At 74.4% G+C, this 13,120-nt stretch carries 12 protein-coding genes; 3 read left to right on the top strand and 9 right to left on the bottom strand.

The features are described 5' to 3' along the window. Nucleotides 1–227 precede the first annotated feature (227 nt). Nucleotides 228–1,133, bottom strand: a complete 906-nt coding sequence (locus tag ACFWP2_RS01430) for a TIGR01777 family oxidoreductase (protein WP_380447085.1) — start codon at nt 1,131–1,133, stop codon at nt 228–230. Between the two features lie 112 nt (nt 1,134–1,245). Here ACFWP2_RS01430 and ACFWP2_RS01435 point away from each other — a divergent pair, with 112 nt between their 5' ends. Both ACFWP2_RS01435 and ACFWP2_RS01440 read left to right on the top strand, forming a co-directional pair. Then, the gene (locus ACFWP2_RS01435; protein ID WP_380447087.1) at nt 1,246–1,827 is read left to right on the top strand and encodes a GNAT family N-acetyltransferase; all 582 of its coding nucleotides are present in this window, start codon (nt 1,246–1,248) and stop codon (nt 1,825–1,827) included. Between the two features lie 106 nt (nt 1,828–1,933). Then, a complete protein-coding gene (locus ACFWP2_RS01440) occupies nt 1,934–3,073 on the top strand; it encodes a DUF2510 domain-containing protein (protein WP_380447089.1) in 1,140 nt (379 codons plus the stop codon). Between the two features lie 6 nt (nt 3,074–3,079). On the opposite strand, the gene ACFWP2_RS01445 is transcribed toward ACFWP2_RS01440, so the two are convergent. The 7 genes from ACFWP2_RS01445 to cobU all read right to left on the bottom strand — a co-directional run bounded on the left by ACFWP2_RS01445 (nt 3,080) and on the right by cobU (nt 11,932). Further along, a complete protein-coding gene (locus tag ACFWP2_RS01445; protein ID WP_380447486.1) occupies nt 3,080–3,595 on the bottom strand; it encodes a DUF4240 domain-containing protein in 516 nt (171 codons plus the stop codon). A 179-nt stretch (nt 3,596–3,774) separates the two neighbouring features. Then, on the bottom strand, nt 3,775–5,550 hold the full coding sequence (gene sucB / locus ACFWP2_RS01450) for a 2-oxoglutarate dehydrogenase, E2 component, dihydrolipoamide succinyltransferase (RefSeq protein ID WP_380447091.1): 1,776 nt from the start codon (nt 5,548–5,550) through the stop codon (nt 3,775–3,777). 81 nt (nt 5,551–5,631) lie between these two features. Next, a complete protein-coding gene (lpdA, locus tag ACFWP2_RS01455; protein ID WP_380447093.1) occupies nt 5,632–7,038 on the bottom strand; it encodes a dihydrolipoyl dehydrogenase in 1,407 nt (468 codons plus the stop codon). A gap of 500 nt (nt 7,039–7,538) precedes the next feature. Next, complete coding sequence (locus ACFWP2_RS01460; RefSeq protein WP_380447095.1) at nt 7,539–9,041, bottom strand: leucyl aminopeptidase; 1,503 nt, start codon at nt 9,039–9,041, stop codon at nt 7,539–7,541. Between the two features lie 258 nt (nt 9,042–9,299). Beyond that, a complete protein-coding gene (locus tag ACFWP2_RS01465) occupies nt 9,300–10,091 on the bottom strand; it encodes an adenosylcobinamide-GDP ribazoletransferase (RefSeq protein WP_380447097.1) in 792 nt (263 codons plus the stop codon). Between the two features lie 88 nt (nt 10,092–10,179). Then, complete coding sequence (locus ACFWP2_RS01470; RefSeq protein WP_380447099.1) at nt 10,180–11,304, bottom strand: nicotinate-nucleotide--dimethylbenzimidazole phosphoribosyltransferase; 1,125 nt, start codon at nt 11,302–11,304, stop codon at nt 10,180–10,182. Nucleotides 11,305–11,332: 28 nt separating this feature from the next. Next, nucleotides 11,333–11,932, bottom strand: a complete 600-nt coding sequence (gene cobU, locus ACFWP2_RS01475; protein WP_380447101.1) for a bifunctional adenosylcobinamide kinase/adenosylcobinamide-phosphate guanylyltransferase — start codon at nt 11,930–11,932, stop codon at nt 11,333–11,335. A gap of 90 nt (nt 11,933–12,022) precedes the next feature. On the opposite strand from cobU, the gene ACFWP2_RS01480 reads away from it, so the two are divergent. Then, nucleotides 12,023–12,223, top strand: a complete 201-nt coding sequence (locus ACFWP2_RS01480; RefSeq protein ID WP_380447103.1) for a hypothetical protein — start codon at nt 12,023–12,025, stop codon at nt 12,221–12,223. Between the two features lie 10 nt (nt 12,224–12,233). On the opposite strand, the gene ACFWP2_RS01485 is transcribed toward ACFWP2_RS01480, so the two are convergent. Beyond that, on the bottom strand, nt 12,234–12,974 hold the full coding sequence (locus ACFWP2_RS01485; protein WP_380447488.1) for a class I SAM-dependent methyltransferase: 741 nt from the start codon (nt 12,972–12,974) through the stop codon (nt 12,234–12,236). Nucleotides 12,975–13,120 lie beyond the last annotated feature (146 nt).

The raw sequence follows: 13,120 nt of genomic DNA on the forward strand, positions 1-13,120 counted from the left end.
GGGCGGATACCGGTTTCGGGGTCCGCACGGGCTTCGCGCGACCCGCGCGCACGCCTACCCTCCCGGCGCGCGCAGCCACCCCGTGCGCCCGCCGCCCAGCACCCGCCCCAGCAGCCGCACAGCCGGCACCACCCGCCCCGCCCGGCGCACCAGCCCGGCCGGCAGCACCCGCCCCGTCGGCGCCGCCCCGCACACCCGCCCGGTCGGCGACGCCGCCCGCGCGCCCGTCACATCGCGGCGAGCACCGCCGAGTACACGTCCGGGTGGGTGAAGCGGAAGCCCGCGTCCAGCAGCCGCCGCGGCACCACCCGGTGGCTGCCGACCACCTCGATCGCCAGCTCGCCCAGCACCGCCTTGAGCACCGGCTCCGGCACCGGGAACGGCGTCGGCCGCCGCAGCGCCCGGCCGAGCGCGGTGGTCAGCTCGGCGTTGGTCGCCGGGTTCGGCGCGGTGAGGTTGAAGGCGCCGGACAGGTCGTCGTGGTCGATCAGGAACCGCAGCGCGGCCACCTCGTCGTGCAGCGAGATGAAGCTCCAGTACTGCCGCCCGTTGCCGAGCCGCCCGCCGAGACCCAGCTTGAACAGCGGGAACAGCCGCCCGCCCGCCCCGCCGGCCGCGGAGAGCACCATGCCGGTGCGGGGGTGGACGACCCGGATCCCGGCCCGCTCGGCCGGCCGGGCGGCGTCCTCCCACTCGTGGCAGACCTCGGCCAGGAAGTCGTCGCCGGCGGGGGAGTCCTCGTCGATCACCCGGTCGCCGGTCTGCCCGTACCAGCCGACCGCGGAGGCGCTCACGAGGACCTGCGGCGGCTCCTTGAGCGCGGCCAGGGCGACGGCCAGGGTCTCGGTGCCGTACACCCGGCTCTCCCGGATCTCCCGCTTGTAGGAGTCCGTCCAGCGGCGGTCGCCGACCCCGGCGCCGGCCAGGTGCACCACGGCCTGGACCCCGGTCAGTCCGTCCCGCTCGACCTCGCCGAGCAGCGGGTTCCAGCCGATCGCGGTGCTGCCGTCCGGCTGCGGGCCGGTCTTGGACCGGTGCCGGACCAGCCGGACCACCTCGTGGCCGTCCGCCAGCAGGGAGCGGACGAGCGCCGAACCGATCAAACCCGTGGAACCCGTGACAGCGATGCGCATGCGCCCATCCTCGCAGCTCCCTCGTGCGCCCGCGTGTTCCCGGGTGCTGCCGCGCTGTTCCCGACCGTCCGTCACCCGTGCGTGCGTCGTCGGCGTCGTTAGCATGGCGCGCATGCCTGACGAAGACGATCTGATCATCCGTACGGCGCGGAGCGAGGACGAGCGCGAACTCGCCGTCCTCAACCACGCGGCCTGGTCCGTCCTGGCCGACGTCTCCCCGCAACCGCCCGTCGAGGACCCGGTCTTCGACGAACGGCACACCCCCGAGCAGTTCCTGCTGGCCGTGCTGGACGGGCGGATCGTCGGCTACGTCCGCCAGGTCCCGCCCACCCCGCTGGCGAGCAACCGGCACGTGCGGCAGATCCAGGGCCTGGCCGTCGACGGCACCGTCCGCGGGCGGGGCATCGGCCGCCGGCTGGTCGAGGCGGCCTGCGCGGCGGCCCGGGCCGGGGGCGCCCGCAAGATGAGCCTCCGGGTGCTCGGCTGGAACGCCCCGGCCCGCCGTCTCTACGAGAGCTGCGGCTTCGTCGTCGAGGGCTCGCTGGCCGAGGAGTTCCTGATCGACGGCCGGTACGTGGACGACATCTGGATGGCCCGCGGCCTGACCGACACAGCCGACACCGCTGACACGGCCGACGCAGCCGACACAGCTGACGCGGCCGGCCGAGCCGCGGGGACGCACAGGGAGGCGTAGGCCCGAACAGGCGTGCCACAAAAGGCGGTTCGCCGCCCGAGGGCGGTGCGGAGTCGTGACGGTCCCGACCTGTCCGGAGCGCCACCGTGCCGGGTACCGTACGCCCGTGAGCAACTCGACGCCTCCCGGGTGGTACCCGGTCCCGGGTGCGGACGGCACCCCCGGTCACGAGCGCTGGTGGGACGGCAACGCCTGGACCGCCGAGGTCCGACCGCTCCAGGGCGGCGTCACGGGCGGCATCGCCGACGCCCCCACCCAGACGTCCGACGGGAAACCCGGCTACGGCTACCCGGGCGGTCCGGCGGTCCAGGCGGCCCCGGCGTACGGCTACCCGGGCCAGGACGCCTACCAGGCACCCGGCCACGGCTACCCCGGCCAGGGCCCGTACCCGGCCCAGGGCGGCTACCCGGGCCCGGCCCAGGGCCAAGGCCCGTACCCGGCCCAGGGCGGCTACCAGACCCCGGGCGGCTACCCGCCCCAGGGCCCCGGCTACGGCTACCCGGGCCCGGGCCACCCGCCGCAGGCCCGGCCGGCCAAGCCGAAGACCGGCCTGGTCGTCGGCATCGCGGTCGCCGTCCTGGCGGCCGCCGGGATCGTCGCCGGGGTCGCCTTCAACAGCGGCGGCGACCACAGGGCGGACCCGGCCCCGGACCCCACGGTCACCGTGGCCCGGAGCGGCAGCCCCACGGCGAGCCCCGGCCCCACCGCGCCCACCAGCGGCCCCGCGACGCCCAAGCCCCTCCCGACGGTCAAGAGCACCGTCCCCGACGCGGAGCACGCGATCACCGTGCCGGTCCTCGACGGCTGGGAGGTGTCCGGCAGCCCGCCGCACTCGACGGTCTACCTCGGCACCGGCCGCTACACCTGCCCGGACGGCGGCTCCTGCATCCGCGGCCAGTTCTCGGTCGAGAAGGACATCGTCCAGGGCACCTCGCCCAAGGCGGCCGCCGACGCCCGGATGCCCGACTACGCCGGGCAGATCTTCTCCGGCGTCAGCTCGCACACCGACGCCGGCTCCGGGTACGTCAGCGTGGCCGGGGCCCTCGGCTACGCCACCCGCTGGCACATCCGTACCACGGACGGCACCCAGGGCTACGTCCTGCTGGCCGCCCTCCCCGCCAAGGGCGGCGGCTACGTGGTCATGGAGGGCGGCGTGGACGACAATCCGGCCGCGCCGGACTTCGCGGTGCTGGACCAGATCCTCAAGGGCATCAAGCAGGACAGCACCTCCGGCAGCAGCGTCTGAGCGGCCTCAGTCCCCGTACCGCTCCCAGAGCTTGGGGAAGCGCTTCGCCATGACGTCCGGGTCGTCGAAGTCCAGTGCCGCTCCGGCCGGCCGCTCGGACTGCCGCCCGCCCACCTCGGGCAGCGGCAGTCCGGTCAGCCGCTCGTACGCCTCGTCGGCGGCGTAGCCGAGGTCCTCGGCCTCGCCGTCCTCCTCCTCGTCGAACTCCGGCAGCAGGTCCGCCAGGTCGTCCGGCTCGGCGAGCCCGCCCTCGAAGACCTCCCGGCCCTGGCCGATCAGCCAGGACCGGAAGTAGTCGAAGGTGTCGTCGGAGGCGCCGTCGAGCAGCAGGTAGGCCGCGCCCCACAGGTCGTGGCGGTAGGCGCGGTGGAACCGGGCCTGGAACAGCCGGGCGAAGTCGATCACGTCGTCCGGGGTCAGCTGGAGGAGCCGTTCCACCAGGAGGTCTGCCTGCTCGTCGGGGTCGCCGTCGGCGGCGTCCCGGGTCTCGTCGATGATCTGCCAGAAGTCCGTCTCGTCCATCACCGCTCAAGCATCCCCGTTCGGCCGCGTCCGCGCATGCCGCGACTCGGCGCGAGCCCGCGCCGAGCCTGCGCCGAGCCCGCGCCGAGCCCGGTCCCGGAGCCGGAAACGCGGAACCCCGCGCCGTCCGGGGACGACGCGGGGTTCCGTACGCGGGGTGCCGCGGGGACCTGGTGGGGTCAGAGGCCGAGCTCGACCTCGAACTCGCCGGCCTCCAGGATCTCCTTGACCGCGACCAGGTAGCGGGCGGCGTCGGCGCCGTCCACCAGGCGGTGGTCGTAGGAGAGCGACAGGTAGGTCATGTCGCGGATGCCGATGGCGGTGCCACCGTCGGCCTCGATGACCACCGGGCGCTTGACGGTGGCGCCGATGCCCAGGATGGCGACCTGGTTCGGCGGCACGATCACGGTGTCGAACAGCGCACCGCGCGAACCGGTGTTGCTGATGGTGAAGGTGGCGCCGGACAGCTCGTCCGGGGTGATCTTGCTGTCGCGGACCTTGGTGGCCAGCTCGGCGGTCTTCTTCGAGATGCCGGCGATGTTGAGGTCGCCCGCACCCTTGATGACCGGGGTCATCAGACCCTTCTCGGAGTCCACCGCGATACCGATGTTCTCGGTGTCGAAGTAGGTGACCGTGCCCTCGGCGTCGTTGATCCGGGCGTTGACGACCGCGTGGACCTTCAGCGCCTGGGCGGCGGCCTTGACGAAGAACGGCATCGGGGAGAGCTTGACGCCCTCGCGGGCCAGGAAGCCCTCCTTGGCCTTGGCGCGCAGCGACATGATCTTGGTGACGTCCACCTCGACCACGCTGGTCAGCTGGGCCTGCTCGTGCAGGGCCTTCATCATGTTGTCGCCGATGACCTTGCGCATGCGGGTCATCTTGACCGTCTGGCCGCGCAGGGCGGACGGCGCGGCGGCGGCCTTCGGCGCGGCGGCCGGGGCGGCAGCGGCGACCGGGGCCGGAGCGGCCTTGGCGGCCTCCGCGGCGGCGATGACGTCCTGCTTGCGGATGCGGCCGCCGACACCGGTGCCGGCGACGGAGGCCAGCGCGACGCCGTGCTCGGCGGCGAGCTTGCGCACCAGCGGGGTGACGTAGGCGTCACCGTTGTCGGCCACCGGGGCGGCCGGAGCGGCAGCGGCGACCGGGGCGACCGGGGCCGGAGCGGCAACCGGGGCCGGAGCAGCGGCGACGGGGGCCGGAGCGGCGACCGGGGCCGGAGCCGGGGCGGCAACCGGAGCCGGGGCGGCAACCGGAGCGGCCGGAGCCGGAGCCGGGGCAGCCGGAGCAGCGGCGACCGGGGCCGGAGCGGCAACCGGAGCCGGGGCGGCGGCGACGGCACCGGCGGCGCCGATCAGCGCGAGCTGGGCGCCGACCTCGGCGGTCTCGTCCTCGCCGACCAGGATCTTCACCAGGGTGCCGGCGACCGGCGACGGGATCTCGGTGTCGACCTTGTCGGTGGAGACCTCGAGCAGCGGCTCGTCGACCTCGACCGTCTCACCCTCGGCCTTCAGCCAGCGGGTGACGGTGCCCTCGGTGACCGACTCGCCCAGCGCGGGCAGCAGCACCGGGGTGGCGTCGGCGGCCGGAGCAGCGGCCGGAGCCGGAGCGGCAACCGGGGCCGGAGCGGCAACGGGAGCCGGGGCGGCGGCGGCCGGGGCCGGGGCGGCGACGGGCGCGGCCTCGGCGGCCGGGGCCGGAGCGGCGGCCGGGGCGCCCGAGCCGTCGTCGATGATCGCCAGCTCGGCGCCGACCTCGACGGTCTCGTCCTCGGCGACCTTGATCGAGGAGAGGATGCCGGAGACCGGGGCCGGGATCTCGGTGTCGACCTTGTCGGTGGAGACCTCGAGCAGCGGCTCGTCGACCTCGACACGCTCACCCTCGGCCTTCAGCCAGCGGGTGACGGTGCCTTCGGAAACGCTCTCGCCCAGTGCGGGCAGTGTTACTGAGACCGCCATGGTTTCAGCGACTCCTATCAAGTCTTGCGTACGGGAAGTACTTGCGTACGGGAAGTACCGGGAAAGGGGGGTGGGGCGTGATCAGTCGTGCGCGTGCAGCGGCTTGCCGGCCAGCGCCAGGTGCGCCTCGCCCAGGGCCTCGGACTGGGTCGGGTGCGCGTGGATGAGCTGCGCGACCTCGGCCGGCAGGGCCTCCCAGTTGTAGATCAGCTGGGCTTCGCCGACCTGCTCGCCCATGCGGGCGCCGACCATGTGGACGCCGACCACGGCGCCGTCCTTGACCTGGACGAGCTTGATCTCGCCGGCGGTCTTCAGGATCTTGCTCTTGCCGTTGCCGGCCAGGTTGTACTTCAGGGTGACGACCTTCTCCTTGCCGTACAGCTCGACGGCCTTGGCCTCGGAGATGCCGACGGAGGCCACCTCGGGGTTGGAGTAGGTCACCCGCGGAACGCCGTCGTAGTCGATCGGCACCGGCTTGAGGCCGGCCAGGCGCTCGGCGACCAGGATGCCCTCGGCGAAGCCGACGTGGGCGAGCTGGAGGGTCGGGGCGAGGTCGCCGACGGCGGAGATGGTGGGCACGTTGGTGCGCATGTACTCGTCGACCAGGACGTAGCCGCGGTCCATCGCGACGCCGTTCTCCTCGTAGCCGAGGCCGGCCGAGACGGGGCCGCGGCCGATGGCGACGAGCAGCAGGTCGGCGTCGATCTGCTTGCCGTTCTCGGTGGAGACGCGGACACCGGTCTCGGTGTACTCGACGCCCGAGAAGCGGGCCTTCAGCTCGAACTTGATGCCGCGCTTGCGGAACGCGCGCTCCAGCAGCTTGGAGGAGTTCTCGTCCTCCAGCGGGACGAGGTGCGGCAGCGCCTCGACGATGGTGACCTCGACGCCGAAGGACTTCCAGACCGAGGCGAACTCGACGCCGATCACGCCGCCGCCGAGGATGACGACCGACTTCGGGATGCGGTCGAGCTTGAGGGCGTGGTCCGAGGAGATCACGCGGTTGCCGTCGATCTCCAGGCCCGGGATCGAGCGCGGCACGGAACCGGTGGCCAGGACGATGTGGCGGCCTTCGATGCGCTGGCCGTTGACGTCCACCGAGGTCTGCGAGGAGAGCTTGCCCTCGCCCTGGAAGAAGGTGACCTTGCGGGACGCCACCAGGCCCTGGAGGCCCTTGTACAGGCCGGCGATGACGTCGTCCTTGTACTTGTGGACGCCGTTGATGTCGATGCCCTGGAAGGTGGCCAGAACGCCGAACTCGGCGGCCTCCTTCGTCTCGTCCGCGATCTCCGCGGCGTGCAGCAGCGCCTTGGTCGGGATGCAGCCGCGGTGCAGGCAGGTGCCGCCCAGCTCACCCTTCTCGACCAGGGCAACGCTCAAGCCCAGCTGAGCGGCGCGGAGCGCCGCGGCGTAACCGCCGCTTCCGCCTCCGAGAATGACTACGTCGAAAACGGTGCTGGCGTCGTTCGCCACGTCACGTCCTCCATGCATGGGGTAGGTCGCCGGGCCGGTCGCGGTCCGGTGGGTCGGAAGCCTTTGTGGGGCGCCCAGTCGTGCCGGAAATACATCTTCGCACTTGTTCACGGTGGCTGATGTCGGGGTCCACCCCAGGGGTGTCCCGCGGAGCGGTCACCGGGGCGGGAACGCCCCCGACGGAAGGGCATCATCGCAGCTCAGAGCCGTGTTGACAGCCGCCGGACGGGCGTCTTCCGCGTCACCCGCCGCGGCTTCTTCCGCACTGTGGAACAAGGTTTCGCCCGCAGCGAACAGAGGTGCGCCGCGGCCGCCCGGCCTACTCGCAGGTAACCCGGCCGGGAACGACAAGGGGGCCGCCGGGAACGACAAGGGGGCCGCCGGGAACGACAAGGGGGCCGCCGGGAACGACGACCGGGCCGCCGGGAACGACGACGGGGCCCGGCGCGTGTGCGCCGGGCCCCGTCGCAAGCGGGTCCTGGATCAGCGGGTCGGCCCCGGATCAGGGGATGTCCGCGTCAGGCCTTGCCGTTCGCCCGCTGCTCGGCGAAGCGGACCAGGGTGCGCACCGCGCTCGCGGTGCCGCCCTTCGGGGTGTAGCCGTACGGCGCGCCCTCGTGGAACGCCGGACCGGCGATGTCCAGGTGCGCCCAGTCGGTGCCCTCGGCCACGAACTCCTTCAGGAACAGGCCGGCCACCAGGCCGCCGCCCATCCGCTCGCCCATGTTGGCCATGTCGGCGATGGTCGACTCGGTGAAGCCCTTGCGCAGCTCGGCCGGCAGCGGCATCGGCCAGGACTGCTCGCCCACCTCGCCGGCCACGGTGTGCAGCTCCTCGCGCAGCTCGTCGGCGTTGGCCATCACACCGAAGGTGCGGTTGCCCAGGGCCAGCACCATGGCGCCGGTCAGGGTGGCCACGTCGACGATGACGTCCGGGTTCTCCTCGCCGGCCCGCACGATCGCGTCGGCCAGCACCAGGCGGCCCTCGGCGTCCGTGTTCAGGACCTCGACGGTCTTGCCGCCGTACATCTTCAGCACGTCACCCGGGCGGGTGGCGGAGCCGGACGGCATGTTCTCGGCCAGCGCCAGCCAGCCCGTCACGTTGACGGCCAGGCCCAGGCGCTTGGCGGCCACCACGGCGGCGAACACGGCGGCGGCGCCGGCCATGTCGCACTTCATGGTCTCGTTGTGGCCGGCCGGCTTCAGCGAGATGCCGCCCGAGTCGTAGGTGATGCCCTTGCCGACGAACGCCAGGGTGGCCTTGGCCTTCGGGTGGGTGTAGGCCACCTTCACCAGGCGGGGCGGGTTCGCCGAGCCGTTGCCGACGCCCAGCAGGCCGCCGAAGCCGCCCTTGGTCAGCGCCTTCTCGTCCAGCACCTCGACCTTGAGGCCGTGCTCCTTGCCGGCCGCCTGGGCGATCGCGGCGAAGCTCTTCGGGTTCAGGTCGTTCGGCGCGGTGTTGACCAGGTCGCGGGCCCGGTTCATCTCCTCGCCGATCGCGGCGGCGCGCTCCACGGCGGCCTTGGCGTCCTTGCTGCCCTTGCGGGCGGCCAGCAGGACCAGCTCGCCGACCGGCTCCTTGCCGTTGCCGTTGCCCTTGTACGTGCCGAAGGCGTACGAGCCGAGCAGACCGCCCAGCGCGACCGCCTCGACGTCCGCGGCGGACTCGACGGGCAGGGCCAGCGCGGCCTTCTTGGCGCCGGCCAGGGTGCGGGCGGCGACACCGGCGGCGCGGCGCAGCGCCTCCAGCTCGTAGCCGTCCTCGGCGGCCTCGCCCAGGCCGACCGCGAGCACGAGCGCGGCCTTCAGGCCGGCGGGGGAGGGGACCTTGACGGCCTCGCCCTCGGCGCCGGTCGCGCCCAGGGTGCTGAGGACCTCGGTCAGCTTGCCCTCGAACGCCTCGTCGACGGCCTCGGCGCCGGGGGCCAGCACGATGCCCTTCGGGCCCTTCGCGACACCGATCACCAGGGCGTCCGCGCGCAGCGAGGCGGCGGAGGAGGTGCTCACAGACAATGCAGTCACGTAATGCGTCCTGTTCTTTCGCGGTCCACGACCGGCCACGGCGAGGCTGCCGCACCGGCGCAGCCCGCCGTCGCAGGCCGACCGCCGGCAGGCCTCCGGGGTCCGGGCCCCCTGGCGCGCGCGTCCGCCCGAAGCGGCCGCGCACACCAGAGGCCCCGGCTCCTCGGTGCGCGCCGGGCGGGCAGGACCTGCCACGGTGCAGGGCTGCGGTGCTCCCCGCATGGTAGTCCGCATGCTGGGATCACGCGCCGCCCGGTATCAGCCGAGCAACGCCAGGGCGAACAGCGAGGCGGTGGCGGCGGTTTCGGCCATCGCGCCGAGCACGTCCCCGGTGATCCCGCCGAACCTGCGCACACACCGTCCGAGCAGCAGGCGGGCGCAGCCGGCGCCGAGCACAACGGCCAACGGGAGGCGGAGAGCTGACCATCCGTCGAACAGTCCGGCCGCGGCCAGGGCGAGCGCGGCGGCGGCCGTCGCGACGGCGGCTCCGGCGGGCGGTACGGTGCCCGCCACCATCGCCCCCAGTCCGCCGGGCCGGGCGGCCGGCACCGACCGCAGACAGCCCCAGGCGAGCGCGCACCGGGCGGCCGTCGCCGAGGCGAGCACCGCGAGCGCGCCGCGCAGCGGGGAGTGACCGAACTGTCCGGCCAGCGCGGCCACCTGGGCGAGCAGGACGAGGACCAGGGTCAGTACGCCGAACGGACCGATGTCGGACTGCTTCATGATGCGCAGCGCGTCCTCGGCCGGCTTCCCGCTGCCCAGCCCGTCGGCGACGTCCGCCAGGCCGTCCAGGTGAAGCCCCCGGGTCAGGGCGGCGAGCACCGCCACCGCGGCCACCGCGCCGAGCGGCCCGCCCGCCCGCCAGGCCACCAGGGCGCCGGCCGCGGCCGCCGGTGCCCCCAGCACCAGCCCGACCAGCGGGGCCGTCAGCATCGCCCGGGCCGCCGCCGCCCGGTCCCACCGTTCCACCCGCACCCGCAGGACGGACAGCGTCCCGAACCCGAACCGCAGGCCCTCGGCCCAGGTGGCCCGGTCGCCGCCGCTCGCCATGCCGTACGTCCTCTCACAGCAAGAACGCCCCTGGCAGGGGCGTTCTTCGGGTTGTCGTGCCGTCAGCCGGGGCGCGGGGCCCCCGCCGCTACAGCTTCCGCAGCAGGTCCGCCGCCGAGGGCAGCTTCGGCTGCTCCTTCGGCGCGCTCGGGGCCATCGGTACGAACGGCTTCGGCGCCTCGTCCGCGAGCACGTCCCCGGCGGCCTGGAGCAGCGGCAGCGCCAGCAGCGCGCCGAAGCCCTCGCCGGTGGTGATGCCCTGGTCCTGCAGCGGCGTCAGGGTCAGCCGGTCGTACGCCTTCGCCTGGGCCGGCTCGCCGCTGGACTGCCCGGCCCGCCACCACTCCGGCGCCCGGAAGGCGATCCGCTGCGCGACCAGCGCGCAGGCCGCCGAGACCACGCCGTCCAGCACCACCGGCAGCCGGCGCACGGCCGACTGGAGCAGGAAGCCGGTGATCGCCGCGAAGTCGGCCCCGCCGGTGGCGCCGAGCAGCGCGAGCTGGTCACCGAGCACCGGCCGGGCCCGCCGCAGCGAGTCCCGGATCGTGGCGCACTTGACCATCCACACCCGGTCGTCGATCCCGGAGCCTCGCCCGGTCACCGCCGCCGCGTCCGTCCCGCAGAGCGCGCCGACCAGCACGCCGGCCACCGTGGTGGCGCCGACCCCGAGGTCTCCGAGCAGCACCAGGTCGGTGCCGGCGTCGGCCTCCTCGTCGGCGACGGCCATGCCGGCCCGGAACGCCCGGACGGTCTCCTGCGCGGTGAGCGCGTCCTGGACGTCGATCCGCCCGGAGCCGCGCCGGATCCGGTGGGTGACCACCTCGTCCGGGAAGTCGGCCGGGTCGGCGTCCACCGCGACGTCGACGACCCGTACCTGGGCGCCGTAGCGCGCGGCCAGCCGGGACACCGGCGCGCTGCCGTCGAGCACGGCCCGCACCCGGGCCGCGGTGCCGCCCTGGGCGGGCATCCGGGAGACTCCGAGCGCCGCGACGCCGTGGTCGGCGGCGAACAGCAGCACCTTGGGGGCGGAGATCGGCCGCACCGGCGAGCGCCCCTGCACGGAGGCCAGCCAGCTGCCCAGCTCCTCCAGCTTGCCGAGCCCGCCGCGCGGGCGGTCGGCCGCCTGCCAGCGCTCCTCGGCGGCCCGCCGGGCGCTCTCGTCGGGGCGCTCGACGAGCGAGGAGAACGTATCGAGATCCACGGTCGTGTCCATCGTCCGGAAGGCTACACGCCGAAGGTGTTCAGCCAGCGGCTGGCTTGACGTCCGGCTTGATGGTGAGCACCTGCCCGGCCACGACCAGCAGGACCCGCTCCGAGGCGTCCGCCACGGCCATGTTGAGCCGGCCCAGGGTGTCGCGGAAGCGGCGGCCCGCGGCGGTGGCCGGGACGACGCCCATGCCGACCTCGTTGCTCACCGCGACGACCGTGCGCCCGGTGGCCGCCCAGGCCCGCGCCAGCGCGTCGCAGCGGCGCTGCACCGCGCTCTCGCCCCGGTCCGCCCAGACCTCGTCGTCCCAGGCGCCGCACTCGTCCATGACGGAGGTCAGCCACAGCGCCAGGCAGTCGACGAGCACCGGGGCCGGGTCGTCGGGGTCGGCCAGTACGGCCTCCAGGTCGCAGGTCTCGGCGGTGCGCCAGCTCGCCGGCCGGCGCTCCCGGTGCAGCGCGACCCGCTGGGCCCACTCGGCGTCGCCGTCCCGGGTGCCGCCGGTGGCCACGTACAGGACGTCCGGGTGGTGGGCGAGCAGCTGCTCGGCGCGGGTGGACTTGCCGGAGCGGGCGCCGCCGAGCAGCAGGGTGCGGGGCAGCGGGGGACGGGTGGGCTCGGATCGGGTCGCCATGGCGCCCATCCTGCCCGACAGGCGTACGGAGGACCGGGCCGGGCAAGCTATGGTGCGCAGCACAGGCAGCGTCAGTGGGAGGAGCCGGGCATGGTCTGGACGTGGCGGTACGAGAAGGCGGACGGCAGCGTGGTGACGCCCGGCGGCGGCCAGGAGGAGTTCGCCGGCCAGGGGGACGCCGAGACCTGGATCGGGGAGACCTGGAAGCAGCTCGCCGAGGACGGCGTGGACACCGCGGTCCTGCTGGAGGACGGCAACAAGGTGTACGCGATGAGCCTGCACGAGGGCTGAGCCCGAGCGGCTACTTCGCCCCGATCACGTGCAGGAGCGCGGCGACCTGCCGGTAGGGGTCGGTGCGGCCGGCCCGGTCCTCGGCTTCCAGGAGCTGGGCCAGCTGCCGCCCGTCCACCGGCGGGGCCGCGTCGTTCGGGGCGCTGTCGGTGAAGACCCGCACGCCGTACCAGTGCCGCAGCGGCACCGACACCTCGGAGAGGGTGACGGTGAGGTCGGCGAGCCGGTCGGCCCGCGCGGCCAGCCCGAGCCGGTTGTAGTACCGGTCGGTCTCGAAGGCGTGCAGGGCGGCCCGCCAGTCCCCGGCGGCGGCCGGCCGCAGGGCGAGCGCGTCGCGGTTGCGGACCAGCAGCGAGAGCAGCCCGCCGGGCGCCAGCAGCCGGGCCAGCGAGGCGATCATCGGGTCCGGGTCGGGCAGGTACATCAGCACGCCGTGGCAGAGCACCACGTCGAAGCTGCGCGGGCCGAACCAGCGCCCGCACTGGTGGCCGTCGCCGCTGAGCAGCTGCATCCGGCCGCGGACCTCCGGCGGCTCCTCGGCGAGCGCCTCCTGGGCGACGCCGAGCGCGACCGGGTCCGAGTCGATCCCGGTGACGTAGTGGCCGGCCCGGGCCAGCCGCAGGGCCTGGGTGCCCTGGCGGCAGCCGATGTCGAGGACGCGCTGCGCGCTGCGCCCGGCGAGCTGTTCGGCGAGCTGGCGGGCGACGAGCTCCTGGCGGACGAAGTCGCGCAGCCCGCCGACGCGGTCCAGCCAGGCGCCGGTGCCGCCCGCGAAGGAGCCGCTGCGCGAGGGCAGCCGGCGCTCCTGGGCGATCCGGTCGTGGCCGCCGTCGCCCTGCCCCGGAAGCGCGTAGAGGCCGGGCCCCTCCCAGGACGGGGGGGCCCAGCCGGAGTCGA

It is taken from the genome of Kitasatospora sp. NPDC058444, assembly GCF_042721415.1.
GTDB lineage: Bacteria > Actinomycetota > Actinomycetes > Streptomycetales > Streptomycetaceae > Kitasatospora.

Bases quoted from the DNA above. Each gene is read 5' to 3' on its own strand.
- ACFWP2_RS01430 (WP_380447085.1), bottom strand. From the start codon at position 1,133: ATGCGCATCGCTGTCACGGGTTCCACGGGTTTGATCGGTTCGGCGCTC.
- ACFWP2_RS01435 (WP_380447087.1), top strand. From the start codon at position 1,246: ATGCCTGACGAAGACGATCTGATCATCCGTACGGCGCGGAGCGAGGAC.
- ACFWP2_RS01445 (WP_380447486.1), bottom strand. From the start codon at position 3,595: ATGGACGAGACGGACTTCTGGCAGATCATCGACGAGACCCGGGACGCC.
- sucB (WP_380447091.1), bottom strand. From the start codon at position 5,550: ATGGCGGTCTCAGTAACACTGCCCGCACTGGGCGAGAGCGTTTCCGAA.
- lpdA (WP_380447093.1), bottom strand. From the start codon at position 7,038: ATGCATGGAGGACGTGACGTGGCGAACGACGCCAGCACCGTTTTCGAC.
- ACFWP2_RS01465 (WP_380447097.1), bottom strand. From the start codon at position 10,091: ATGGCGAGCGGCGGCGACCGGGCCACCTGGGCCGAGGGCCTGCGGTTC.
- ACFWP2_RS01470 (WP_380447099.1), bottom strand. From the start codon at position 11,304: ATGGACACGACCGTGGATCTCGATACGTTCTCCTCGCTCGTCGAGCGC.
- cobU (WP_380447101.1), bottom strand. From the start codon at position 11,932: ATGGCGACCCGATCCGAGCCCACCCGTCCCCCGCTGCCCCGCACCCTG.
- ACFWP2_RS01480 (WP_380447103.1), top strand. From the start codon at position 12,023: ATGGTCTGGACGTGGCGGTACGAGAAGGCGGACGGCAGCGTGGTGACG.